Raw genomic sequence first — 24,380 nt, 5'->3', positions numbered from 1 at the left:
CCCGGATCACCGGGCGGAATCGTCACCGCGGCGCACGACCAGCGCCGCGTTGGAGCCCATCAGTCCCCGGCTGAGGACGAGGGCGGTGCGCAGCTCGGCGGGGCGAGCGTGCGACGTCACCAGATCGAGGTCGTGGCAGATGTCGAACACGTTGGGCGTGGGCGGCACCAGGCCGTGCTCCATGGCCAGCAGCGCCGCCACCGTGTCCAGCACCGGCGCCGCGCAGTGGGCGCGGCCGAAACCGGTCTTGGGCGCCGTCACGGGCACCCGCGTGCCGTGCGCGCCGAGGGCGTCGGCGATCGCCAGCGCCTCCGCGCGGTCCGCCTCGGGCACGCCCAGGGCGTCGGCGAACACGACGTCGATCTCCTCCGGGGCGACGCCCGCCTCGTCGAGGGCGCCGGTGATCGCGTGGGCGAGGCCCTCGCGGGACTCCGCCCAGCGGGAGGCCCCGGTGAACGTGGCCGCGTGACCGGCCACGACACCCCGTACGGGCACCCCGCGGTCACGGGCCCGCTCCTCGTCCTCGACGACGAGCAGGGCACCGCCCTCCGCGGGTACAAAACCGCACGCCTTCTCGGTGAACGGGCGGTAGGCGCGGTCGGGGTCGTCGAGGGTGCTGAGCTCGGGGTAGCCGAGCTGGCAGACCATCGAGTACGGGGCCAGCGGCGCCTCCGCCGCCCCCACCACCATCACGTCGGTGCCGCGCCGCACCGCCCGGGCCGCGTGCGCGAGGGAGTCCAGGCCGCCCGCCTCGTCGCTCGCCACCACCCCGCACGGCCCCTTCAGGCCGCCGCGGATGGAGATCTGGCCGGTGCTCGCCGCGTAGAACCAGGCGATCGACTGGTAGGGGCCGACGAACTTGGAGCCCTGGCCCCACAGCTTCTGCAGCTCGCGCTGGCCGAACTCGCCGCCGCCGGAGCCGGCCGCGGTGACCACGCCGACCGAGTAGGGGTCGGCGGGCTCGCCGCCCAGCCCGGCGTCGTCGAGGGCGAGCGCCGCCGCGGCCATCGCGAAATGGCTGAACCGGTCGGTCTGCACCAGGAAGCGGTCCTCGATCAGGGCCGCCGGGTCGAAAGCCCGCACCTCGCCCGCCACCCGCAGCGGCAGATGCCCGCAGCCCTCACGGGTGATCAGGTCCAGTACGCCGAGACCTTCGCGGACGGACTTCCAGTAGGCGTCGGTCCGCAGTCCGTTGGGCGCGACCACACCGATGCCGGTGACGGCCGCACGCCCGGAACGCCGCTTGCTCATCGTGTCCTCCCGCCCGTACCGGACAGCAGCACCGCGGACTGGAAACCGCCGAACCCGCTGCCGACGGAGAGCACGTGCTCCAGCTTCCGCGGGCGGGCGGTGCGCGGCACGTAGTCCAGGTCGCACTCCGGGTCGGGGGTCTCGTAGTTCGCCGTCGGCGGCACGACCTGGTGCTGCAGCGCGAGCACGCAGGCGACCACCTCGATCGCGCCGATGGCGCCGAGGGAGTGCCCCACCATCGACTTGATGGAGCTCATGGGCGTCTCGTACGCGTGCGCCCCCAGCGACCGCTTCACCGCGGCCGTCTCGTGCCGGTCGTTCTGCCGGGTGCCGGAACCGTGCGCGTTGACGTAGTCGATCAGGGTGGGATCGATCCGGGCCTGGTCGAGGGTGGTGTCGATGGCGCGGGCCATCTCCAGGCCCTCACTGGTCAGGCCGGTCATGTGGTAGGCGTTGCCGTAGGTGGCGTAGCCGCTGATCTCGCAGAGGATGTCCGCGCCGCGCGCCCGCGCGTGCTCGTACTCCTCCAGCACCAGCACCGCCGCGCCCTCGCCCATCACGAACCCGTCGCGGTGGGCGTCGAACGGCCGCGACGCGTGCTCGGCGTCGTCGTTGTTGGGCGACGTCGCCTTGATGGCGTCGAAGCAGGCCATCGTGATCGGGGAGATCGGCGAGTCCGACGCCCCCGCGATGCAGACGTCCGCCCGGCCCTCGGAGACGGTGTGGAAGGCGTAGCCGACCGCGTCGAGTCCGGAGGTGCAGCCGGTGGACACCGTCTGCACCGGGCCCCGCGCGCCGAACTGCTCGGCCACCGTGGAGGCGAGGGTGCTCGGCGAGAACGCCAGGTGCAGCTTGGGCTCCGCCTTGGTGTGGTCCACGTCCCAGCGCCGGCCGCTCTCGCTGACCAGCACGTAGTCGTGTTCCAGCCGGGTGGTCCCGCCGACCGCGCTGCCCAGCGACACCGCGGTGCGCCACGGGTCCAGGGACCCGGTGTCGAGCCCGGACTGCCGTACCGCCTCCCGGGCCGCGACCACGGCGAACTGGATGTAGCGGTCGGCGTGCTGGCACAGGTCCGCGTCCAGGCCGTGCTCGAACGGGTCGAAGTCGCACTCGGCGGCGATGCGCGAGCGCAGGCCCGCCGGGTCGAACAGGGTGATGCCGCGGGTCGCGGTGCGGCCTGCGGCCAGCAGGTCCCAGAACGCCGTCGCCCCGATGCCGCCGGGAGCGACCACACCTATACCGGTGACGGCCACCCGCCGGGTCATTTTATGACCTCGCTCGGCTCGGCCGGACGGCCCGCATCCGGCCCGCCCACCGTCAACTGCGGGCCGGACAGAGCGCTTTCGGTCTCCTCCGTGTCGACGTGCCCGAGGCTCGGGTGGGGGGCCAGGGGACCCAGGTGGAACACCATGCGGGCCTCCTCGTCGCCGACGTTGCGGAAGCGGTGCCGCATGTCGATCGGGATCATCAGCCCCTGCTCGGCGCGGAGCGCGAACGGCTCGCCGTCCAGGTCCACCTCGAGCGCACCGCTGACGACGTACACGAACTCCTCGGAGTACGGGTGGTAGTGCTCGCCGATCCGCTCGCCGGGCTTGATGATGGCCAGCCCCATGAAGCCGCTGGTGGAGCCCACAGTGGCCGGCGTGAGCAAGGTCCTGAGGTCACCTCCGCGCCGTCGGTTGGGTTCCGTCTCGCTCAGATCCACGATGCGTGGGTGCTGCTTGGACATGGTTGATACCTCCGGGTGGGAGCGGCGACGTCGGGGCCGGAGACGGCCGCGTACGTCGCCACGGTCGGCGTCAGGAATCCGCCGAGACGCGGTCGGTGACGGGCATCATGTCGGCGTGCGCCAGAAGCCGGTGCAGGGTGCGCTCCGAGTCCAGAGAGCCCTCGACGCCGATCGCGGCGCCGTCCAGCAGACGCTCCAGCTCGGCGGCCTTGCCCTGGCCCTTGATGCCGAGGGCGGAGAGCGGGTCGAGATCGAGTTCACCCGTGACGTCGATCATGCGGGTCACGATGTCGTGACGCTGGAAGACGGTGCTCGCGTACACCAGGCTGTCCGGGTCGTTCGCCGCGTCCTCGTCCTGCCGGGCGAGGAATCGGGCCATTTCCAGCCCTTGGCCCGCCACGGCCGGGTAGTACAGCATGTGCCGCCGCAGACCGGCGGGTTCCGGGCGGCCGGCCTCCACGTGCTGCATCGCCGGGAGCGCCGCCCGGGTGAAGAACACCCGCGCGGAGTCGGGGTCGGACAGGTCCCGGTCCTGCTCGAGGTAGGGGTTGATGGCCTCTTCCACGGCCTGGACCTCGGGCTGTGCGGCCACGTGGCACAGGGTGGCCAGCAGATCGCCCTCCACCTCCACGGCCCGCACCACGCGGTTGCCGTGCATGAAGAGCGAGGTGCGGTGCAGCCGCGTGATGCCGTTGATCCGCGCCTCGGGCGCGTCGTAGTTGGCCAGGATGTCCGTGACCTTGGACTCGGAGCCCGGCTTGACGGTGAAGGTGAGGGCGTGGCGGGTCCGGCCGGCGCCCACGCGGGCCACCGTCTGGAGGTTCGCCCGCGCCGCCTCGGGAGTGAGCGGCTGCTCCGGGCGGGTCTCACGCAGGACGCTGTAGCGCATCGACCGGGTGTCCCGGACGCAGCTGTGCATCGGCCGGACGATCTGGATGTGCTCCTCGCTGTTCACCCAGTCGAGGAACGGCAGGGCGCTCTCCCACTCGCTGGTGATGAGCCACTGCGAGGGGTTCTCGATCGACTGGCACAGTTGGTCACTGATGTGTCCGGGGACGGACGCGACCGTGTTGCGCATGTGCTCGTACGCGTCGAGGAACTGCTGCTGGGCGCCCTCGTACAGGTCGAGCAGAAGGATCACCCGCAGCCTCGAGCCGTCGAACGCCGACTGCGAAATGCGTGCCGACTTGGTCATCCGGCGCACCTCTCCTCTTGGTCGGAAGGTCAGGAACGACCGCCGTGTCCGGAGGGCCGGGGTCGCCATGTGTCGATCGTTGACGCGACCTTCCGGTACGCGCGAGCGACACGGGGCAGGTGGGTGAACCGCGTGTCATACGGGTGCCGCCGGGACGCGAACTCCCCGGTACCGGGGATGAAATGGGGCGTCCCTTTCCACAGCCCGTCGAGGGCGACGCTGGAGGCGTTTCAATGCATCGATCGGATACGGCCGGCCGGGCGGATCACCGCACGCCGGTCCTCATCGTCGGCGGCTCCCTGGTGGGCCTGTCCATGTCCCTGTTCCTGGGACGCCTCGGCGTGCCGCACACGCTCGTCGAACGCCACGCGGGCACGTCGCACCACCCCCGCGGACGGGGGAACAACGTGCGCACCATGGAGCTGTTCCGGACGGCCGGTCTTGAGCAGCGCATCGGCCGGGCCGCGTCGACCCTGGCGGACAACCACGGCATCCTGCAGACCTCGAGCCTGGTGGGCGACGAGGGGGAGTGGCTGCTCCAGGAGATCGACCCGGGCGGCGGCATCGCCCGCTTCAGCCCCGCCGGGTGGTGCCTGTGCAGCCAGAACGACCTCGAGCCGGTGATTCTCGAGGGAGCCCGGGAGCTCGGCGGGGACCTGCGCTTCGGGACGGAGATGCTGTCCTTCGAGCAGGACGCGGAGGGCGTGACGGCGCTGGTCAAGAGCCGGGAGACCGGTGAGCACACCAGGATCCGGGCGGACTACCTCGTCGCCGCCGACGGCCCGCGCAGCCCGGTGCGTGAGGCGTTGGGCATCGGGCAGAAGGGTCCGGGCGACCTGTTCCACAACGTGAGCCTCACGTTCAGCTCGCGTGACCTCGCCGGCTACGTCGGGGACCGGCGGTTCATCATCTGCTACCTCACGAACCCGGAGGCGGACGGCGCCCTGCTGCCGGTCGACAACCGGGAGAACTGGGTGTTCCACGCCCCCTGGCACCCCGAGCACGGCGAGACCCTCGAGTCGTTCACCGACGAGCGGTGCGTCGCCCACATCCGCAAGGCCGTCGGGGTGCCGGACCTCGACGTGAAGATCACCGGCCGGGCCGCCTGGCACGCCGCCGAGCGGGTCGCCGAACGGTACGGACAGGGCCGGGTGTTCCTGGCCGGGGACTCGGCCCACGAGATGTCGCCCACCGGGGCCTTCGGCTCCAACACCGGCATCCAGGACGCCCACAACCTCGCCTGGAAGCTGGCCGCCGTGCTCGGCGGCTGGGCCGGGCCCGGCCTGCTGGAGTCCTACGACGCCGAACGGCGCCCTGTGGCGGAGGCGACCGGCGCCCGTGCCTCCTCCCGCTCGAGCGAGCACAGCCACCCCGGGTACACGCCCGCGGGTGGGCCCGGTGGGCCCGGTGGGCCTGGCGGTCCCGGTGCCGCTGGTCCTGGTGGGCCCGGTGGGCCCGGTGCCGCCGGCCCAGGAGGTCCCGGGGGCCGTCCCGGTGGTCCCGGTGCTGCTGGTCCCGGCGGCCCCGGCGGTCCCGGCGGCCCCGGTGGCCCCGGCGGTCCCGGTGGCGGTGGCCCCGGTGGCCGCAAGGGCGGCATCCTCAACGTGGCGCTCGCCTACCGCTATCCGCGCGGCGCGGTCCTGGGCACCGACCCCGCGACGCCGGTCGTCCCCGACGGCGTCGTGCTGAACGGCGAGCCCGGCAGCCGTGCCCCGCACCTCTGGCTGGACCGCGCCGGCACCCGCGTCTCCACCCTCGACCTGTACGAGAGGTCGCTGGTCCTGCTCAGCGCGGAGAACGGCCCCTGGCAGGCAGCGGCCTCCGAGGTGGCGGCGCAGCTGTCCGTACCGCTCGACGCGTACCGGATCGGCGACGGGCCCCACGCCGACCTGACCCCCGACCCGGACACGGACTGGGCCGGCGCCCACGGCATCACCGAGGACGGCGCGGTCCTGGTCCGTCCCGACGGCTTCGTCGCCTGGCGCCACCCGGCGCGCCCTGCCGACCCGGCGAAGGCCCTGCGCGAGGCGGTCGAAACGATCCTGAGCCGTCCCTGACGCGACCGGCGAGGGCGCCGGACCCGTCGCTCACGAACCGCCGATGCCGCCCTGGCGGCCCCGTTCCGACTTGGCCAGATGCTGCTCGAAGCGCTGGAGGGCGGGGCCGTCGACATCCCAGGGCCAGGACGTGACCATGCCCTGGAGGGCCTGGAACACGGGATGGGCGTCGGCGGCGCGTCCGGCGGCGCACAGCGCGTACGCCAGGACGTTGAGGTCGGCCGGCGCCGCCGCGTGCTGGAAGAACCCCGGCTTCGGCCACAGCGCCGCGGCCTGGTGCAGGGCCGCCGCCAGATGTCCGGTCTCGAAGAGCTGGCCCGCGGTCATCGCCCGCATCCCGCCCTGCGCGAGCAGCCCCTGGTACTGCCGCACAGCCGCGGTGAGTTCGACGGCGGCGCACGGGGCGTTGGCCGGGATGCGGGTGCGGACCGCGTCGACGAAGTCCAGCACCGAGGCGCTGGAGCCGCCTTCCTCGGGCGACAGCAGGGCGAGCATCTGCAGGAACGCCTCGCGGTTCCAGGGGTCGCGGGCGGTGGCCTGCCGCCACAGGGCGTCGACGTCCTTGTGGTCGTACCGCTCGACGCGCGCGGTGCCGAGCAGGACCACCCAGGGCAGCGGGTCCTCCGGCCACAGCTCGGCGGCCCGGTGACACCGGGAGATCACCGCGTCGGTGTCCTCCAGACGCCGCTCCTCCAGGGCGCGCACCAGCGCGGTCCAGGAGTGGAACACCAGCGCGTTCACGTCGTCCGGGTCGCGCTCCAGCCAGGTTTGGGCGATGCCCGTGCCGGCGGCGGCCGCGGCCAGCACGGACACCCGGTGACCGCGGAGGTCCCAGTCGCTCCCGGTCTCCTCCAGCAGGCCGGCGATCAGATCGGCGTCGGCGGCCTTGCCACTGCCGCGCTTGCTCAGCTTGCCCAGGACCTTGGCCAGTTGGGCGTCCCCGAGAGAACGGGAGAGGCGGGGACGTCGGCCGGGGCGCGTGCTGAAGAGGGGCATATCCGAAGACTAGGAAGCGGATCGGTCCGTTCAACCGGAACGGGGTGATCGTTATCGATCTGGCCCTTGCCGCCGGTCAGCCGGGCAGACCGGGGCGGGGCCGGACAACTCGCCGGCCCCGCCCCGTCCGTCGCGCGTGACTCAGGCCGCGGGGGCCGGGTACGTCGGGTACTCCACGCCGGACACGTACTGGACGACGCGGACGACCTGGCACGAGTAGCCGAACTCGTTGTCGTACCAGAGGTAGAGGATCGCGTTGTCGCCGTCGACCTTCAGGGCGCCGGCGTCGACGATCGACGCGTGCCGCGAGCCGATGAAGTCGCTGGAGACCGCGTCGGGCGCGCTGATGAAGTCGATCTGACGCTTCAGCGGGGAGGTCAGCGACACGTTGCGCAGGTAGTCGAGGACCTCCTCGCGCTCGGCCGCGCGGCCCAGCTGGAGGTTGAGGATGGCGATCGACACGTCCGGCACCGGCACGCGGATGGAGCTGCCGGTGATCGGCGCCTTCAGGTCGGGCAGCGCCTTGGCGACGGCCGACGCGGCGCCGGTCTCGGTGATCACCATGTTGAGCGGCGCGGACCGGCCCCGGCGCTCGGACTTGTGGTAGTTGTCCAGCAGGTTCTGGTCGTTGGTGAACGAGTGGACGGTCTCCACGTGGCCGCGCAGCACGCCGTACTCGTCCGCCATCGCCTTCAGCGGCGGCACGATCGCGTTGGTGGTGCAGGACGCGCAGGACAGGATGCGCTCGTCCGGCTTGAGGGTGTCGTGGTTGACCCCGTGCACGATGTTCGGCACGTCGCCCTTGCCGGGCGCGGTCAGCACCACCTTGTCGACGCCGGGCCGCAGGTGCTGCGACAGCCCCTCCCGGTCGCGCCACTTGCCGGTGTTGTCGATCAGGATCGCGTTGTCGATGCCGTACGCGGTGTAGTCGATCTCGGCCGGGTCGTTGGCGTAGATGACCTTGATGACGTTGCCGTTGGCGATGATGGCGCTGTTCGCCTCGTCGACGGTGATCGTGCCCTGGAACTGGCCGTGCACGGAGTCGCGGCGCAGCAGCGAGGCGCGCTTGACGATGTCCTGCTCGCCGCCCCGGCGGACGACGATCGCGCGCAGCCGCAGGCCGTTGCCGGAGCCGGACTTCTCGATCAGCAGCCGGGCGAGGAGCCGGCCGATGCGGCCGAAGCCGTAGAGGACGACGTCGCGCGGTTCGCGGCGCTCGATCTTGTGCGCGCCGGTCGCGCCGGCGACGGCCTCGGCGGTGAACTCGGCGACGGACTTGCCCTGGTCGTCCGCGCGGTAGGCCTCCGCGAGCAGGCCGATGTCGATCTGCGAGGGGCCGAGGTCCAGCGTGGTGAGCGCCTGGAGGAACGGCAGGGTCTCGGTGACGGAGAGCTCCTCGCCGGCGATCTGCCGGGCGAAGCGGTGCGTCTTGAGGATGCTGACCACCGACTTGTTCACCAGGGAGCGGCTGTGCAGCAGGACGGTGACGTCCCGCTCCCGGTGCAGCTTCCCGATGATCGGGATCATCGACTCCGCGATCTCCTCGCGGTGCTTCCAGTTCGTGAACGAGTCTTCGTTGACAGTCACAGCATCATCTTTCGAGCTAGAGGGTGCTCATATGATAGTCATGCCGCTCGGAGGGGTTCGGAGGGGGCCCGTCCCCGAGGTGCGGAGGGACTCGGCGGGCCGCGCGGGAGGCTCGCCCGTCGCAGGGTTGCGCGAGAGGCGAACGGGTACGCGTCCCCTACTGTGCCCGGGCCCGAGCGGGCCCCGGGCGGCCCGACAACCGCCGCTACCAGGGAATTCGTCATGGAAACACCCGCGCACGAGAACAACGCCCCCACGCCCGCGCAGCGGGCCCTGGACGCACTGTCGGAGAACACCGAGGACACGGCCGCGCTGGACGCCCTGGCCAACAGCGACGTACTGATCCCGGTCCCCGACGACGCGGGCGACGAGGAGGCCGCCGACCCCGGCGCCGTCGCGCTGCCCGTGCTGGAGCAGCCGGGCGGCACCCAGGTGGTGCCCGTCTTCACCTCCGAGCTGGAGATGGCCGGACTGCTCCCGTTCGTCTCCCGCTACCGGCTGGTCCCGCTCGGCGCCCTCGCCGCCCAGTGGCCGACCGACGACCTGTCCCTCACCATCGACGGCAGCTCCGAACACCGCCTGACCCTGACCTCGGAGGGGGTCCGCACCCTGCTGGCCCGCCCCTGAGCCGGGCGGTGACCCGTCGGCCCGTGCCCGCGCGTCAGGCACGGGCCGATCCCTTCGCTCAGTCCCCGAGCGCCCGGGCCAGGGCCGCGCGCTGGACCGGGAGGGTCTCGGCGTGCAGCTCGCGGCCCCGCGCGGTGAGCTGCACGTAGACGCCGCGCCGGTCCGTCGGGCAGGCGCTGCGCTCGACCAGGCCGTGCTTCTCCAGGCGGGCGATCAGCCGGGACAGCGCGCTCTGGCTCAGATGCACCCGGCCGACCAGGTTCTGCACCCGGCACTGCTCCCCGCGCGGGGGAGTGGCGGACGCGAGCAGGTCGAGCACCTCGAAGTCCGAGGCGCCCAGGCCGTAGGGGTGCAGGGCGCGGTCGATCTCGCCCTGGGTGCGGGCGTGCACGGCGAGGATGTCACGCCACCGTTCCTCGAGCCGCGCCTCGTCGGTCGTCCCTGCCATACGGGAACCGTAACATTTGTTCGAAATTCAATGAACGGCCCGGCGGGTCAGGCCGACGCCCGTTTCACCAGCTCCGTGGGCAGGATGACCGCCGCCGTGTCCTCGCCGGAGATCTGTGCCAGCAGCACCCGGACCATCTCGGCGCTGATGCGGTCCCAGGGCTGGCGGATCGTGGTCAGGGCGGGGCTGGCCGCGACGGCCGCGGGGCTGTCGTCGAAGCCGCCCACCGCCACGTCCTCCGGCACCCGGCGGCCCGCCCGCTGCAACGCGGCGAGCACACCCTGGGCCATCAGGTCGGACGCCACGAACACCGCGTCCACCTCCGGCGCCCGCGCCAGCAGCCGCTCCGCGGCCGCCTCACCGCTCGCCCGGCTGTAGTCGCCGGGGACGATCAGCCGCTCGTCCTCTTCGACGCCCGCCTCCGCGAGCACCTCCCGGTAGCCGGCCAGCCGCTCCACCCCGCCCGGGGTGTCCAGCGGGCCGGTCACCACGCCGATCCGGCGGCGCCCCAGGCCCAGCAGGTGCCGCACCATGTCACGGGCGCCGTCCCGGTCGTCGGCCGCCACGTAACTGACCTTCGAGCCCAGCCCGATCGGCTTGCCGCACGCGACCAGCGGGACGCCCGCCGCGCGCAGCTCCTCCGCGACCGGGTCGCCGGAGTGGCTCGACACCAGCAGCACCCCGTCCACGTGCCCGGCGGTGATGTACCGCGTGATCCGCCGCCGCTCGTCGTCCGTGCCGGCGAGCATCAGCAGCAGCGGGATGTCGTGCGCGGCCAGCGCCTGGGTGCAGCCGCGCAGCAGCACGTTGAAGTTGGGGTCCTCGAAGAACCGCTCCTGCGGCTCGGTGAGCAGGAACCCCACCGAGTCGGAGCGGCCGGTGATCAGGGAGCGCGCGTGCCGGTTCACGACGTACCCGGTGCGCCGGATCGCGGCGTTGACCGCCTCCGCCGCGGCGGGGCTGACGTAGTGGCCGCCGTTGAGCACGCGCGAGACGGTGCCGCGCGAGACCCCCGCCTCGCGCGCCACGTCGTGGATCGTCGGCGGCTTGCGCCTGCCCCCCGTGTTGCTCATGGTCACGACTTTACGGCCCCGGACAGCAGATCCAGACTCCAGAACCGCTGCACGACCAGGAACAGCGCCACCAGCGGCACCACCGCGAGGAACGCGCCCGTGATCACCAGGGTGTAGAGGGCGGGCTGACTCGATCCCTGCTCCAGGAGCGTGTACAGGCCCAGGGTGATCGGGAACTTCTCGTCGTCGCTGAGCATGACGAACGGCAGCAGGAAGTTGTTCCACACGGCCACGAACTGGAACAGGAACACCGTCACCAGCCCCGGCAGCATCATCGGCAGCGCGACCCGGGTGAAGATCCGCCACTCGCCCGCCCCGTCCATCCGGCCGGCTTCCACCACGTCCGACGGCACCGCCGCCGCGGCGTAGATCCGCGCCAGGTAGACCCCGTACGGGGAGAGGATCTGCGGCAGCAGCACGGACAGGTACGAGTCCGTGAGGTCCGCCTCCGCCATCAGCAGGTACTGCGGGATCGCCAGGATCACCGGCGGCATCAGCACCCCCGCGAGCAGGATGCCGAACACCGTCTCGCGGCCCCGGAAGCGGTACGTGGCCAGGGCGTAGCCGCTGACGGCGGACACGCACGTCGACAGCAGCGCGCCCAGCCCGGCGTACACGGCGGAGTTGGCCATCCACTGCCAGTAGACGCCCTCGCGGTAGGAGTCGAGGTCCGTGAGGTTCTCGGCGAAGCCGGTGCCCGGCCAGAAGGTGAACGTGGAGAACAGCTCGCGGCCGGACTTGGTGGACGCGATGACCACCCACATCACCGGCAGCAGGCAGTAGACCGCCCCGAGCAGCAGGGTCACCGTCGGGATCAGCGCGATCCGGCGGCGGGGGCGGCCCGGTCCCGGGCCGGAGCCCGTGGCTGCGGCCCGGTCGAGGGTGAGGGAACTCATCGGCCCGCCTCCTGCTTCGTGCGTCGGTCGGCGGTGCGCAGGAACCCGAAGGACAGCACCAGGGTGGCGACCGCGATCAGCGTGGCCTGCGCGGCGGCGGCGTGGATGTCGCCGTTGCCGAAGGCGTCCTGGTAGACCTTCATCAGCGGACTCCAGGTGGTGGAGACGGAGTTGGTGAGCGGCTTGAGGGTGGTGGGCTCGCTGAACACCTGCAGCGTCGCGATGATCGAGAAGAAGAAGGTGAGCACCAGCGACGGCGCCACCATCGGGATCTTGATCCGCAGCGCGATCTGCAGCGGCGTCGCGCCGTCCAGCTTCGCCGCCTCGTACACCTCGGCGGGGACGGCCCGCAGCGCGGTGTAGATGACGATCATGTTGAAGCCGGTGCCGCCCCAGACCGCGATGTTGGACAGCGCCGCGTACAGCGGGCCGCCGTCCAGCAGGTCCGGCTGCGGCAGCCCCAGGGCGTCCAGCACGAAGTGGAACGGGCTGACGCCCGGCAGGTACAGGAAGCCCCACAGCAGCGCCGCGACCACGCCCGGCACGGCGTACGGCAGGAAGATCGCGAGGCGGGTGAAGGGCGCGAGCCGCACCCGCTCGGCGTCCAGCATCAGCGCGAACAGCAGCGCGAGCCCCAGCATCACCGGCACCACGATGCAGCCGTAGCCGAGCACGCGCAGCGCGCCGTGCAGCAGCTCGCTGTCGGACAGCGCGCCGGTGTAGTTCTCCAGCCCGGCCCACACCTCCTCGCGGGCCCCGGCCCCCAGGCCGAGCCCGGAGACCTGGACCTTGCGGAAGCTGAGCCACACCGCGTAGCCGATGGGCAGCGCGAAGAACAGCAGGAACAGCGTGATCGCCGGCACCAGGAACAGGTAGGGGGCGCGGCGCGCACGGCGGGCGGGGGACTTCACTCCGCGACTCCGAAGCCCTGCTTCTTCAGGTCGGCGACGGTGTCCTCCTGCATGGCGTCCAGGGCGGCGGTGAAGTCGGACTTGTTCTTCGCGGCGGCGCCGAAGGCGTTCTTGAACGTCGTGTAGGCGACGTTGACGTTCGGGCCCCAGGCGGACGGCGCGGTGGTCTCCGCGATCTCGGCGGCCTTCGTGTAGAAGTCGGGCTGGTTGGCGAAGAACTCCGGCGGGGCGGCGAAGGCGCCGCTGGTCTGGGCGGCCGTGGAGGCCGGGTAGATGCCGCTCTCCTTCGCCAGGGCGTTGAGCGCCCGGGCGTCGGTGTTCAGCCAGGCCGCGAACGTGGCGGCGGCGTCCTTGTGGGGCGAGTCGGTGGTGACAGCGGTGGAGGATCCGCCCCAACTGCCCGTGCGGTTCTCGCCCTTGGTCCACTGGGGGAGCGGCGCCATGGCCCACTTGCCCTTGGTGGCGGGAGCGGCGGTGGTGAGCGTGCCGGGCGCCCACACGGCGCTGACCCAGGCGATCTGCTGCCCGGTGTCCAGCGCCTTGTTCCAGGCGGGCGTGTACATCGGCTGGTTGTCGATGGCGCCCTCCTCGACCAGGCCGCCCCAGAACTCGGCGACCTTCTTGGTGGCCGCGTCGTTGATGCCGACCTTCCATGTGTCGCCGGAGGTGGTCCACCACTGTGCGCCGGCCTGCTGGGCGAGGCCCGCGAACAGCCCGGAGTCGTTGGCGGAGAAGGTGGTCAGGTCCTTGCCGGGAGCCGCCTTCTTCAGCTTGCGGGCGGTGTCGGCGAACTCGTCCCAGGTGGTGGGGACCGTCAGCTTGTACTTCTCGAACAGGTCCTCGCGGTAGAAGAACATCATCGGCCCGATGTCCTGCGGGACCGCGTACACCGCGTCCGTGCCCAGGGTGGTCTGCTGCCAGACCCCGTCGGCGAACTCCTTCTTCGCGTCGCCGACCTCGCCGGATATGTCGGCGAGCGCGTCGTTGCTGACCAGGGTGGGCAGCGCCTGGTACTCGGCCTGCACCAGGTCGGGCGCCTTGCCGGCCTTGTGCGCGGTGAGGATCTTGGTGACAAGGGTGTCGCCGGACGCCTGCTTCTTCACCGTGACGGTGATCTGCTGCTCCTTGCCGGGCCCCTTGTTCCACAAGTCCACGACCTTGTCCATGCCGGGGGCCCAGCTCCAGTACGTCAGCGTCACCGGACCCGACGCGGCGCCGTCGTCGTCCGACGACGAGCCGCAGGCGGCGAGTGCGGTGGCGCCGAGGGCCACGGCGACGGCGGAACTCACGAGGCGACGGCGCTTCGTGTACGGCATGGATGTCTCCCCTGACCTGGGGCCCCCGCCGACTGCGGGGACCGGATGCGTGCGGTGCGCGGCTCGCGCTGCATCTGTGAGCGTTCACAGTAGAGAAACACATCGGACACTTGTCAATGGTTGATGCTGTGCGGTTATGTGGGCTCCGCACCACCGAGAATGTGTGTGCACGTTCCCAAGCGATCGATCACAAACGGGAGACCATCGATGCCGGAGATCACCCCCAGGGGCCTGACCGGGCTCGCCTTCGGCGGGGACTACAACCCCGAGCAGTGGCCGGAGGCCGTCTGGGAGGAGGACGTACGGCTGATGCGCGAGGCCGGCGTCACCCTGGTGAGCGTCGGCATCTTCTCCTGGGCTCTGCTCGAACCCGCCCCCGGCGCCCACGACTTCGGCTGGCTCGACCGCAGCCTGGACCTGCTGCACGGCGCCGGGATCCGCGTCGACCTCGGCACGCCCACCGTGGTGCCGCCCGCCTGGTTCTACCGCGCCCACCCCGACGCGCTGCCCGTCACCGCGGACGGGGTGCGCCTGGAGTTCGGCTCCCGCGGCGCCATCTGCCACAGCAACCCCGCCTACCGGGCCGCCGCCGCGGACATCACCACCCGCCTCGCCGAGCGCTACGGCGACCACCCGGCGCTGGCGATGTGGCACGTCCACAACGAGTACGGCGTCCCCGTCTCCGCCTGCTACTGCGACACCTGCGCCGGACACTTCCGCCGCTGGCTGGAGCGGACGTACGGCGGCGTGGAGGCCGTCAACGAGGCCTGGGGGACCGCCTTCTGGGGCCAGCGCTACGCCTCGCTCGACGAGATCAACCCGCCGCGCGCCACCCCCACCGTCGGCAACCCGGCCCAGGCGCTGGACTACCGGCGGTTCGCCGACGCCACCATGCGGGAGAACTTCACCGCCGAGCGGGACATCCTGCACCGCCTGACACCCGGCGTCCCCGTCACCACCAACTTCATGACCGCCCTCAGCCAGTGCGACTCCGTCGACTACTGGGCCTGGGGCCGCGAGGTGGACCTGGTCACCAACGACCACTACCTGATCACCGACGGCCGCCGCACCCACGTCAACCTCGCCATGGCCGCCGACCTCACCCGCTCCGTCGCCGGGGGCGCCCCCTGGCTGCTGCTGGAGCACTCCACCTCGGGCGTCAACTGGCAGCCCCGCAACCCCGCCAAGGCCCCCGGCCAGATGGCCCGCAACTCCCTCGCCCATGTGGCGCGCGGCTCCGACGGCGCCATGTTCTTCCAGTGGCGCCAGTCCCGGCGCGGGGCCGAGAAGTTCCACTCCGCGATGCTGCCGCACGGCGGCACCGAGACCCGCGTCTTCCGCGAGGTGACCGAACTCGGCGCGTCCGTGCGGTCGTTGGCGTCCCTGCGCGGCACCCGCACCGAGGCGGACGTCGCCGTGCTGTGGGACTGGCAGTCCTGGTGGGCGCAGAACCTCGACTGGCGCCCCAGCCAGGACCACGACGCCCGCGAACGCGCCGACGCCTTCTACGAGGCCCTCTACGACCACCACCTCACCGTCGACTTCGCCCGCCCCGACACCGACTTGTCGAGGTATCCCCTTGTCGTCGCACCGGCGCTGTACCTGATGACCCAGGAGGCCGGGGACAACCTGCGGCGGTACGTCGAGGGCGGCGGCACGCTCGTCGTGTCGTACTTCTCGGGGATCGTCGACGAGCACGACGCCGTGCACGAAGGCCCGCACCCGGGCGCCCTGCGGGACGTCCTGGGCCTCACCGTCGAGGAGTTCTCGCCGCTGCTGGAGGGCGAGCGGGTACGCCTGACCGGCCCCGGCGGCGCGGAGCTGGACGCCGACGTGTGGACCGAGTTCGTGGTGCCGCGCGGCGCCGAGACCGTGTGGACGTACACCGGAGGACCGGCCGCCGGCCGGCCCGCGGTCACCCGGCACCGCCTCGGCGAGGGCGCCGCCTGGTACGTCTCCACCCGGCTCGGCACGGACGGCCTCGCCACCGTCCTCGCCCGCGCCGCCGAGGACGCGGGCGTCCCCCCGCGCCACGACCTGCCGCACGACGTCGAAGTGGTCCGCCGCAGCGGCGAATCCGGCCGCTTCCTCTTCGCGATCAACCACTCCGCCGCCGACGCCAAGGTCCCGCTGGAGGCCCCCGGCACCGAGCTGCTGACCGGCGAGCGCGCCGCCGGACGGCTCGCGGTGCCCGCCGGAGCCGTCCGGGTCGTCCGGCTCGACGGCTGAGACCCGACTCCCCTCCGTCCGCGCGGGCGTACGGCCGCGGGCGGAGGGGGCCCTCGCCCACCGGGCGCGGGCACTCCTCCCCCCCACGTCGAAGGGACGACGAACACCGATGTTCCATCCCAGACGCACACTCCGGGCCCTGCTGCCGCCGCTCGTGGCAGGACTCACCCTCACCGCCCTGCCCGCCCCCGCCGCGTCGGCCGCGCGCACCCTCACCAACGCGGGCTTCGAATCCGGCGGCACCGGCGCCGCGACCCCGGCAGGCTGGTCGGAATCCGGCGACACGGCGGCGTCGTACACCGAGGCGGGCGGGCGCGACGGCGGCCACCGCCTCGCCCACTGGTCCTCCTCCGCCTACCGGGTCGAGACGTACCAGCAGCTGACCGGGCTGGCCGCCGGCGACTACCGGCTCACCGCCTGGGTCCGCTCCGGCGGCGGCCAGAACTCCGCCCACCTCGCCCTGCGCGACTGCGGCGGCGCCGAACAGCGCACCGGTCTGCCCGTCTCCGGCTCCGGGTGGCTGCGGATCGTCGTGCCGGTCACGGTGAGCGGCGGCCGGTGCACGGTCGCCGTCGTCAGCGACGCGGGCCCCGGCGAGTGGATCAACGTCGACGACCTCACCTTCGAACGCGGCACCTCCGGCCTGAGCGTCAAGGGCGCCGACATCTCCTCCCTCCCCAAGAGCGAGGACCGCGGCGGGGTGTACCGCACGGCGTCCGGCAGCGTCGGCGACCCCCTCGCCATTCTCCGCTCCTCCGGCATGAACTACGCCCGCGTGAAGGTCTGGGTGAACCCGGCCGACGGCTACAACGACAAGGCGCACGTCCTGGCCCTGGCCAAGCGCGTCAAGGCGCGGGGCATGAAGCTGCTGGTCGACTTCCACTACTCGGACGCCTGGGCCGATCCCGGCAAGCAGACCAAGCCGGCCGCCTGGGCCGGACACGGCTACGAGCAGCTCAAGAAGGACGTGTACGACCACACCTACGACGTGCTGAACGCCCTCGAGACCCAGGGCACGACGGCCGACATGGTGCAGGTCGGCAACGAGATCAACGGCGGCATGCTCTGGAGCGAGGGCTCCACCTCGAACTGGCCCCAGCTCGCCGGACTGCTCAACTCCGGGTACGCCGCCGTGAAGGCGGTCAGCCCGTCCACGTCCGTCGCGCTGCACCTCGCCGAGGGCGGCGACCGCGACGGCACCCGCTGGTGGTTCGACCGGGCGGTCTCCCACGGGGTGCGCTTCGACGTCATCGGGCTGTCCTACTACGGCTACTGGCACGGCACCCTGCACGACGTGCAGACCACCCTGGACGACGCGGCCGCCCGCTACGGCAGACCCGTGTTCGTCGCCGAGACGGCCTACCCGTTCCGCCTGGACAGCGAGGACGCGCTGGAGAACATCATCGACCGCGAGAGCGAGCTCGTCCCCGGCTACCCGGCCACCCCCGCCGGGCAGACCCGCTGGATGAACGACGTGGCCGCCGTCGTGGAGGCGGTCCCCGGCGGACGCGGCCTCGGCGTCTTCCACTGGGAGGCCACCTGGACGGCCCGCCCCGGCAACGGCTGGGACCCGGCCGACCCGTCCTCCGGCAACGGCTGGGAGAACCAGGCGCTGTTCGACTACGACGACCGCGCGCTGCCCGCCATGGAGTGGTTCCGTCACCGCTGACACCGGCGCGGTGACCGGGGGCCTGGCCCCCGGTCACCGTTCCCACGTTCAACCACCTTGCCCAGCAAGGGCGTTGACTCCGGACAAGCTTCCCGCGGCACGCGACACGGGGACCCCGGGCGCGGCACAGTGGGAGGGTGCCGGAGACGAGGAAGCCCGGCGGGGAGGTGGACGACATGCTGAGGACTCCCGCCGACGGGACACGACTGCGCATCCTCGCCTGGCTGGGCGAACCGGACACCGCCGGACGAGGACTCACCGCGGACGACGTCGCCGCCCGCCTCGGCGTGCCCCGCACCGCGGCGCTCGCCCACCTCCGGCTGCTCACCTCCCTCGGCCTGCTCCGCCTCACCGGCCAGGACGACGACCCCCGCTACCACCGCGACGAGATCCGCCTCGCCGAGGTGACCCAGCTGTTCGAGAAGGGCTGGTAGCCCGTCCCGGCCTCCGCGGGCAGGCCCGGACGCCTCGCCTCCGCGGCCTGGACTACGCTGATCCCGTGCGAGCAGGAGACGTACGACCGTGACCGCGGCGGAGGCCGGGCGACCCCGGGTCCGCTCCGCCGTACGGGCCCAGGCACCCGTCGTCGGCGTGGTCGCGGTGGGCGGCGGAGTGGGAGCCGCGGCCCGGTACGCGGCCGTCGTCTGGTGGCCGACCCCGGCGGGTTCCTTCCCGTGGACGATCCTCTGCGTCAACGTTCTCGGCTGCGCCGTGATCGGCGCGTTCATGGTGATCGTCGCCGAGGCGCGCACCGCGCACCGCCTCCTCCGCCCCTTCTTCGGCACCGGCGTCCTCGGCGGCTTCACGACCTTCTCGACGTACGCGGTGGACGTCCGCGGCCTGTTCGAGGCCGGCCGTCACGCGAGCGCGCTCCTCTACCTGGCCGCCACCCCCGTCGTGGCCCTGGCCGCCGTCTGGGCGGCCACCGCGGCCACCCGCCGGGCACTGTTCAGGAGGCAGTCATGACCACTCCGACCACCGGCGCGCTGCGCCTCACCGTGCTCGTCGGCGAGTGCGACACCCGCCGCCACCGGCCGCTCTACTCGGAGATCGTCCACCGGGCGCACGCGGCGGGACTGGCCGGAGCCAGCGTGTTCCGCGGCATCGAGGGCTTCGGCGCGTCGTCACTCGTGCACACCTCCCGGCTGCTGTCGCTGAGCGAGGACATGCCGGTGGCGGTCGTCGTCGTCGACACCGAGGAACGGGTGCGGGCCTTCCTGCCGGAGGTCGACGCGCTCGTCCCGGAAGGGCTGGTGTTCCTCGAGCGGTGCGAGATCGTCCCCCGGCCAGGGCGCGACGACGCGGTGCGGGAGGGCCGGGGGTGACCTGGCTGTACGTGGTGGTCGGCGCGATGGCCGGGGCGCCCTTGCGGTATCTCACCGACCGGGCCGTGCAGTCCCGGACCCGGTCGGACCTTCCCTGGGGGACCTTCACCGTCAACGTCGCCGGCAGTCTGGTCCTCGGCCTGCTCACCGGTGCGGCGGCCGCGGGCGTCGCGGGACCCGGTGCCCAGGCGCTGCTCGGCACCGGTCTGTGCGGCGCCCTCACCACCTACTCGACCTTCTCCTACGAGACCCTCCGCCTGGCCGGGAGCGGCGCCCTCGGGTACGCGGCGGCCAATGTCCTGGTGAGCACGGCCGCCGGCCTGGGCGCCGCCTTCGCGGGGGCAGCGCTGGCCGGGGCGGTGTGGCCGTAGGGTCAGTGTCCGGCCTCGCGCAGGGGTTCGCCCGCCTCCCGCAGATGGCGCAGCGCCGTGCGGTGCGAGGCGATCAGACCCGACCGGCAGTACGGGATGCCCAGCTCGGCGCAGTACCGCTCGGTGATCACCTGGGCCTTCGCGAGGGCCGGCGTGGGCATGCTGGGGAAGAGGTGGTGCTCGATCTGGTAGTTGAGGCCGCCCATGAACACGTCGGTCAGCGCACCGCCGTCCACGTTGCGGGAGGTCAGCACCTGACGGCGCAGGAAGTCCAGCTCGGTCCCCTCCTCGATCATCGGCATGCCCTTGTGGTTCGGGGCGAACACGGAACCGAGGTAGAGGCCGAACAGCCCCTGGTGGACGGCGATGAACGCGAGCGCCTTGCCGGGGGAGAGAAGTGTGAAAAGTCCGCCGAAATAGACGGCGAAATGCGCGACGAGGAGGGCGCCCTCCAGAACGGGCCGTTTCATCGACGGACTCCGCAGCGCCCGGAAACTGCTGACACTCAGATTCAGGCCCTCGAGGGTCAGCAGCGGGAAGAAGAGCGCCGCCTGGTGTTTCCCGATGAACCGGGCCGGCCCCTTGGCCTGCCGCGCCTGACGGCGTGACCACACGAGGATGTCGGGCGCGACGTCCGGGTCCTTGTTCTCGTGATTGGGGTTCGCGTGGTGGCGGGTGTGCTTGTTCATCCACCAGCCGTAGCTCATGCCGAGCAGCACGTCGGCCACCACCAGACCGCCGATCTCGCTGGGGCGCCGGCGGGAGAACACCTGGCGGTGCGCCAGGTCGTGCGCGGCCAGCCCGAGCTGCCCGAACACGACGGCCAGTGCGGCGGCGACGAGCAGCTGGCTCCAGCTGTCGCCGAGGACGAGGAACGCGGCGACGCCTCCGGCGAGCGCCAGGCCCACGGCGGTGAAACGCACCGTGTAGTACAACGGACGGCGGCGCAGCAGATCCGCCTCGGCTATTCGCCGGGACAATTCGGAGAAGTCACTCCCTCTTCCGGAGCTTTTCTCCCGCTCCCTTTTCCGTCCGTCCCCCCGAGGGTTTGTCTGCTTTTCGTCCTCGGCGAGGGAATGAATGCCGGCCAGTGCCGTCGAATGCGCCATGCGCTCAGTATGGGGGGTGATTTCCTGGGCGAAGAAGGGCGGTGGCACCCGCATGAGGAGGGACGGTCGCCCCCAGGGGGAGAGGGGTGGTGCCCCCCGGGCGACGGTGTGGCCGGCACCACCCCGCACCCGCCCCCGCTTGACAGTGCGTGCGGACGGACCGCACGATCGGCCCGTGAACCTGTCAGACAGCCAGACAGGTGGTACGGGACCGCGGCGCGTCAGCGCGACGGAGGCGGTGCTCGTCCACCTCCGCGACGCCATCGAGCGCGGCGACTACGCGATCGGCGACAAGCTGCCCTCCGAGGCCGAGCTCTGCCGCGAACTCGAGGTGTCCCGCCCGGTGCTGCGCGAGGCGCTGCGGGCGCTGCAGACCATGGGCCTGACCGTGTCCCGCACCGGCAAGGGCACCTTTGTGGTCGCCGACGCCGTGCAGGACCCCACCTTCGGCGACTACACGGCCGGACACCTCATGGAGGTGCGCCGGCACGTCGAGATCCCGGTCGCCGGGTACGCCGCACGCCGCCGCACCCCGGAGGACCTGGCCCGGCTGCGGGGCCTGCTGGCGCGGATGGAGCGGGAGACCGACACCACCGCCTGGGCGGCCATGGACACCCTGTTCCACCTCGCCGTGGCCGAGGCCGCGCAGAACCCCGTGTTCCGTCGGGTCATCGAGGAGATCCGGGACGCGCTGGCCCGCCAGTCCGCCTTTCTCAACGAGCTCGGCGGCCGTCGCGCCCACTCCGACCGCGAGCACCGGGCCATCGTGGAAGCCCTGGCCGCCGGCTCCGAACAGGACGCCGTGCGGGCCATGACCCACCACCTCGACCGTGTCGGGACCACCCTCACCGACATCGTGCGCTCCGCACGCACACCGGGCCCGCGCACCACCCCCGAGCCGGCCCGCCACGACAACCCGCAGGCAGTGTGATGCACAGCAGTCTCCCCGCGGCCGCACCCCCGGTCCGCACACCCCGCCACGCCCCCGTCGCCCACCTGATACGCGGCGGGGTCGTCGAAGGCGTCCACTACGGCTCCGTCGTCGTCCTCGACGCCGACGGCACGGCCGGCTTCCGCCTCGGCGACCCGGAGGCGGCGTTCTACCCGCGCTCCGCGCTCAAGCCCGTCCAGGCGGTGGCCATGGTCCGCGCCGGCCTCCCGCTCGACGGCGCACTGCTGTCCCTCGCGGCGGCCAGCCACTCCGGCGAGGAACGCCACCTGGACGGCGCGCGCCGCATCCTCCAGCAGGCGGGCCTGGCCGAGGAGCACCTGCGCAACGTCCCCGACCTGCCCTTCGACCCCGCCGTCCGGGACACCTGGGTACGCGCGGGCCGCGGCCCCTCCCGGCTCGCCCAGAACTGCTCGGGCAAGCACGCCGCGATGCTGTACACCGCGAAGCTGAACGGCTGGCCGCTGGACGACTACCTCGACCCGGCCCACCCCCTTCAGCAGGCGGTCGCCGAGACCGTCGAGGACCTCACCGGACGGCGCGTCGCCACGGTCACCGTCGACGGGTGCGGCGCGCCTCTGTTCGCGGTGTCCCTGGAGGGCCTGGCCCGCGCCGCCGCCCGGATCGCCGGCGGCGCGCCCGGCACCCCCGAGGGCCGGGTCGCCGACGCCATGCGCACGCACGCCGAGATGGCGTCCGGCGCGGGCCGGGACGTGGCCGCGCTGATGCGCGCGGTGCCGGGGCTGCTCGCCAAGGACGGCTTCGAGGGCGTCCAGGTCGCCGCGCTGCCCGACGGCCGCGCCGTCGCCGTGAAGATCGCCGACGGCGCCGGCCGCGCCCGCGTCCCGGTCACCGCGGCGGCCCTCACCCACGCGGGCGTGGACCCGGCCCTGCTCACCGCGTTCGCGGGCGAGACGGTCCTGGGCGGAGGCCGCCCTGTGGGCGGGGTGCGGCCGGTGGCGGGGCTGGGTGCGGCGGCGGACGCGGTGTGCGTCTGAACGGACGTGGCCTGGTGGGCCAGGAGGGGGCTTCGGCAGTGGGCCGCTCCGCGGTGTGAGGCGGCCGGGTCCGGGGCGGCGGGGGGCAGGCCGGTTCCCGGCGCCGCGCCGTCCGCGTCCGCGGCGGGTGCGGCCCGCGCTCGTGGCGCGAGCCTGAGTCCGGCGGGCACCGGGCCGCTGTGCGTCCGAGGCGGCAAGGCCGGGTGGTTGTGCGTCCGAGGCGGCAGGGCAGGCGGCTGCCGGTCAGCAGCCGTGCCTCCGGCGGCCCCGTCGAGTTCTTCGCATCGGGCCGCCGCTCACTGCGGCGGGCCCCCGCGGGGGGTCGGCCGACCGTACTCAGTCCTTCGGCACCGGCCCCCACCTGAGCCGCAGGTACACCGCTACGCCCGCGCCGCCCAGCAGACCCGACCCGGTGATCGTCCACCACACCGGACGGTCGTCCGTGTCGTCCCGGCGGGACGCGGACACGGCCACCGCGTCCGCCTCCGGGCCGCCCGGCGGGGCGCTGCGCAGGGCGTCCAGGGAGCCCACCGGGTTCACGCGGCCGGCCGCCTCGAAGCCCCAGTCGAGGAGCGCGCGCGTCTCCTCGTACACCGCGTGCCCGCCGTCCGAGCGGGGGTTCATGACCGTCGCCACCAGGGTCCGGCCGTCGCGGCGGGCGGCCGCGACCAGGGTGTTCCCCGCGTGGCTGGTGTAGCCGTTCTTCACGCCGATCAGCCCCCGGTACGGGGCGACCCCGTCCGCCCCGGTGAGCAGCCGGTTGGTGTTGACGATGGGGTAGCTGCCGCCGTCGCGGGCCGGGAAGCTCGCCTCCGCCCGTGCGCAGTACTCCGCGAACTCGGGGTTGCGCAGCCCCGCCCGGCCGAACACGGCCAGGTCGAACGCCGACGACACCTGGCCGGGCGCGTCGTAGCCGTCGGGCGACCTCACCTGGGTGTCGCGGGCGCCCAGGGCCCGCGCCTTCTCCTCCATCCGCTCGGCCGTGGCCCGCCAGCCGCCGCTGAGGGCCGCCAGCACCCGCACGGCGTCGTTGCCCGAGTTGAGGAAGACCCCGTTCCAGAGGTCGGAGACCCGGTACGTCCGGTACTCGGCGACCCCGACGAGACTGCTCCCCGGGCCGATGTCCGCCAGTTCCTCCGGGTCGACGCGGTGCCGGATGCCGGACGGCAGGGCCGGCATCACGGTCAGCGCGAAGAGCGTCTTGAGGGTGCTGGCGGGCGGCAGCCTGCGGTGCGCGTCGTGCGCCGCGAGCACCGCGCCGGTGTCCGCGTCTGCGACCAGCCAGGAGCGGGCGGACAGGTCCGGGACCTCGGGCGCCCCCGCGCGCGGACGGACGTGCGTGCCGGGCCGGTACAGCAGGGACGCGGGCGCGTCCCTCGTCCGCGGCCCGGGGTCGACGCCGGGACCGGTGGTCGCCGCGGCGGGCGCGAGCGCCAGCAGGCCCGCCGCGCAGAGCACGCACCCCGACACGGCAGCCCGCGAAGCAAATCCGATAGTCATATCGCAAACGTAGGAAGGGGTAGCCCGAACACCGTGCTGCCCCGGCCGGGAGCCGCGCGCGAGCACTCGGATGCGCTGCCCGGCTTGCGGCGGCCCGACGACCGGGCTCGCCCCCGGTACGCGAGATTCACGGGGCGACCGCGG

General features: G+C 72.8%; 23 protein-coding genes. 10 read left to right on the top strand and 13 right to left on the bottom strand.

The annotated features are described in order from the left end of the window. Positions 1-6: 6 nt before the first annotated feature. The 4 genes from ACP7TJ_RS02915 to ACP7TJ_RS02900 all read right to left on the bottom strand — a co-directional run bounded on the left by ACP7TJ_RS02915 (position 7) and on the right by ACP7TJ_RS02900 (position 4,175). The gene (locus tag ACP7TJ_RS02915; RefSeq protein WP_093768354.1) at positions 7-1,251 is read right to left on the bottom strand and encodes a ketosynthase chain-length factor; all 1,245 of its coding nucleotides are present in this window, start codon (positions 1,249-1,251) and stop codon (positions 7-9) included. Continuing rightward, entirely contained in the window at positions 1,248-2,516 is a 1,269-nt protein-coding gene (locus ACP7TJ_RS02910) for a beta-ketoacyl-[acyl-carrier-protein] synthase family protein (protein WP_167742637.1), read from the bottom strand. The genes ACP7TJ_RS02915 and ACP7TJ_RS02910 overlap by 4 nt, the downstream gene beginning before the upstream one ends. Continuing rightward, a complete protein-coding gene (locus tag ACP7TJ_RS02905) occupies positions 2,513-2,980 on the bottom strand; it encodes a cupin domain-containing protein (protein WP_167742638.1) in 468 nt (155 codons plus the stop codon). The genes ACP7TJ_RS02910 and ACP7TJ_RS02905 overlap by 4 nt, the downstream gene beginning before the upstream one ends. Positions 2,981-3,050: 70 nt before the next feature. After that, entirely contained in the window at positions 3,051-4,175 is a 1,125-nt protein-coding gene (locus ACP7TJ_RS02900; RefSeq protein WP_167742639.1) for a SchA/CurD-like domain-containing protein, read from the bottom strand. A 233-nt stretch (positions 4,176-4,408) separates the two neighbouring features. Between ACP7TJ_RS02900 and ACP7TJ_RS02895 the strand changes: the two genes are divergently transcribed. Continuing rightward, complete coding sequence (locus tag ACP7TJ_RS02895; protein ID WP_367548579.1) at positions 4,409-6,232, top strand: FAD-dependent oxidoreductase; 1,824 nt, start codon at positions 4,409-4,411, stop codon at positions 6,230-6,232. Between the two features lie 30 nt (positions 6,233-6,262). Here ACP7TJ_RS02895 and ACP7TJ_RS02890 read toward each other — a convergent pair whose 3' ends face one another. Further along, positions 6,263-7,228 (bottom strand): hypothetical protein, encoded by a 966-nt coding sequence (locus ACP7TJ_RS02890; protein ID WP_387585627.1) that lies wholly within the window; start codon positions 7,226-7,228, stop codon positions 6,263-6,265. Positions 7,229-7,369: 141 nt separating this feature from the next. Next, positions 7,370-8,815: a glyceraldehyde-3-phosphate dehydrogenase gene (locus tag ACP7TJ_RS02885; protein WP_189910440.1), complete on the bottom strand. Its 1,446-nt coding sequence runs from the start codon at positions 8,813-8,815 to the stop codon at positions 7,370-7,372. A gap of 222 nt (positions 8,816-9,037) precedes the next feature. Between ACP7TJ_RS02885 and ACP7TJ_RS02880 the strand changes: the two genes are divergently transcribed. Next, positions 9,038-9,442 (top strand): SseB family protein, encoded by a 405-nt coding sequence (locus ACP7TJ_RS02880; RefSeq protein WP_093768361.1) that lies wholly within the window; start codon positions 9,038-9,040, stop codon positions 9,440-9,442. A gap of 58 nt (positions 9,443-9,500) precedes the next feature. On the opposite strand, the gene ACP7TJ_RS02875 is transcribed toward ACP7TJ_RS02880, so the two are convergent. The 5 genes from ACP7TJ_RS02875 to ACP7TJ_RS02855 are packed head-to-tail and all read right to left on the bottom strand — an operon-like array spanning position 9,501 to position 14,086. Continuing rightward, positions 9,501-9,890, bottom strand: a complete 390-nt coding sequence (locus ACP7TJ_RS02875; protein WP_093768362.1) for a MarR family winged helix-turn-helix transcriptional regulator — start codon at positions 9,888-9,890, stop codon at positions 9,501-9,503. Between the two features lie 47 nt (positions 9,891-9,937). After that, the gene (locus tag ACP7TJ_RS02870; protein ID WP_427761961.1) at positions 9,938-10,969 is read right to left on the bottom strand and encodes a LacI family DNA-binding transcriptional regulator; all 1,032 of its coding nucleotides are present in this window, start codon (positions 10,967-10,969) and stop codon (positions 9,938-9,940) included. Continuing rightward, complete coding sequence (locus tag ACP7TJ_RS02865; protein ID WP_427761959.1) at positions 10,966-11,859, bottom strand: carbohydrate ABC transporter permease; 894 nt, start codon at positions 11,857-11,859, stop codon at positions 10,966-10,968. The genes ACP7TJ_RS02870 and ACP7TJ_RS02865 overlap by 4 nt, the downstream gene beginning before the upstream one ends. Then, entirely contained in the window at positions 11,856-12,770 is a 915-nt protein-coding gene (locus ACP7TJ_RS02860) for a carbohydrate ABC transporter permease (protein WP_167742644.1), read from the bottom strand. The genes ACP7TJ_RS02865 and ACP7TJ_RS02860 overlap by 4 nt, the downstream gene beginning before the upstream one ends. After that, the gene (locus tag ACP7TJ_RS02855; protein WP_427761956.1) at positions 12,767-14,086 is read right to left on the bottom strand and encodes an ABC transporter substrate-binding protein; all 1,320 of its coding nucleotides are present in this window, start codon (positions 14,084-14,086) and stop codon (positions 12,767-12,769) included. The genes ACP7TJ_RS02860 and ACP7TJ_RS02855 overlap by 4 nt, the downstream gene beginning before the upstream one ends. Positions 14,087-14,293: 207 nt before the next feature. Between ACP7TJ_RS02855 and ACP7TJ_RS02850 the strand changes: the two genes are divergently transcribed. From ACP7TJ_RS02850 to crcB (ACP7TJ_RS02825), 6 genes are all read left to right on the top strand, one after another. Beyond that, positions 14,294-16,315 carry a beta-galactosidase gene (locus tag ACP7TJ_RS02850; RefSeq protein ID WP_367548577.1) on the top strand — a complete coding sequence of 674 codons (2,022 nt, stop codon included), beginning with the start codon at positions 14,294-14,296 and terminating at the stop codon, positions 16,313-16,315. 109 nt (positions 16,316-16,424) lie between these two features. Continuing rightward, a complete protein-coding gene (locus tag ACP7TJ_RS02845; RefSeq protein WP_427761954.1) occupies positions 16,425-17,984 on the top strand; it encodes a glycosyl hydrolase 53 family protein in 1,560 nt (519 codons plus the stop codon). Positions 17,985-18,121: 137 nt separating this feature from the next. Then, a complete protein-coding gene (locus ACP7TJ_RS02840) occupies positions 18,122-18,418 on the top strand; it encodes a helix-turn-helix domain-containing protein (protein ID WP_401408290.1) in 297 nt (98 codons plus the stop codon). 88 nt (positions 18,419-18,506) lie between these two features. Next, a complete protein-coding gene (gene crcB, locus ACP7TJ_RS02835) occupies positions 18,507-18,950 on the top strand; it encodes a fluoride efflux transporter CrcB (protein WP_367532747.1) in 444 nt (147 codons plus the stop codon). After that, positions 18,947-19,309, top strand: a complete 363-nt coding sequence (locus tag ACP7TJ_RS02830) for a DUF190 domain-containing protein (RefSeq protein WP_167742648.1) — start codon at positions 18,947-18,949, stop codon at positions 19,307-19,309. The genes crcB (ACP7TJ_RS02835) and ACP7TJ_RS02830 overlap by 4 nt, the downstream gene beginning before the upstream one ends. Beyond that, positions 19,306-19,680, top strand: coding sequence for a fluoride efflux transporter CrcB (crcB, locus tag ACP7TJ_RS02825; RefSeq protein WP_193459383.1), 375 nt, complete (start codon positions 19,306-19,308; stop codon positions 19,678-19,680). Before ACP7TJ_RS02830 ends, crcB (ACP7TJ_RS02825) begins: the two co-directional genes overlap by 4 nt. A gap of 2 nt (positions 19,681-19,682) precedes the next feature. On the opposite strand, the gene ACP7TJ_RS02820 is transcribed toward crcB (ACP7TJ_RS02825), so the two are convergent. Then, complete coding sequence (locus ACP7TJ_RS02820; RefSeq protein ID WP_370166816.1) at positions 19,683-20,603, bottom strand: fatty acid desaturase family protein; 921 nt, start codon at positions 20,601-20,603, stop codon at positions 19,683-19,685. Positions 20,604-20,964: 361 nt separating this feature from the next. Here ACP7TJ_RS02820 and ACP7TJ_RS02815 point away from each other — a divergent pair, with 361 nt between their 5' ends. After that, complete coding sequence (locus ACP7TJ_RS02815) at positions 20,965-21,720, top strand: FadR/GntR family transcriptional regulator (RefSeq protein ID WP_189910446.1); 756 nt, start codon at positions 20,965-20,967, stop codon at positions 21,718-21,720. Next, positions 21,720-22,736, top strand: a complete 1,017-nt coding sequence (locus ACP7TJ_RS02810) for an asparaginase (RefSeq protein WP_167742652.1) — start codon at positions 21,720-21,722, stop codon at positions 22,734-22,736. Before ACP7TJ_RS02815 ends, ACP7TJ_RS02810 begins: the two co-directional genes overlap by 1 nt. 336 nt (positions 22,737-23,072) lie before the next feature. Here ACP7TJ_RS02810 and ACP7TJ_RS02805 read toward each other — a convergent pair whose 3' ends face one another. Next, positions 23,073-24,236, bottom strand: a complete 1,164-nt coding sequence (locus tag ACP7TJ_RS02805) for a D-alanyl-D-alanine carboxypeptidase family protein (protein ID WP_189910447.1) — start codon at positions 24,234-24,236, stop codon at positions 23,073-23,075. Positions 24,237-24,380 lie beyond the last annotated feature (144 nt).

Origin of the sequence: Streptomyces sp. DSM 41931 (genome assembly GCF_050271085.1) — a bacterium.
GTDB lineage: Bacteria > Actinomycetota > Actinomycetes > Streptomycetales > Streptomycetaceae > Streptomyces > Streptomyces albogriseolus.
Note: the sequence above shows the minus strand (reverse complement) of the source record. Positions and strands in the feature narration are given on the sequence as shown.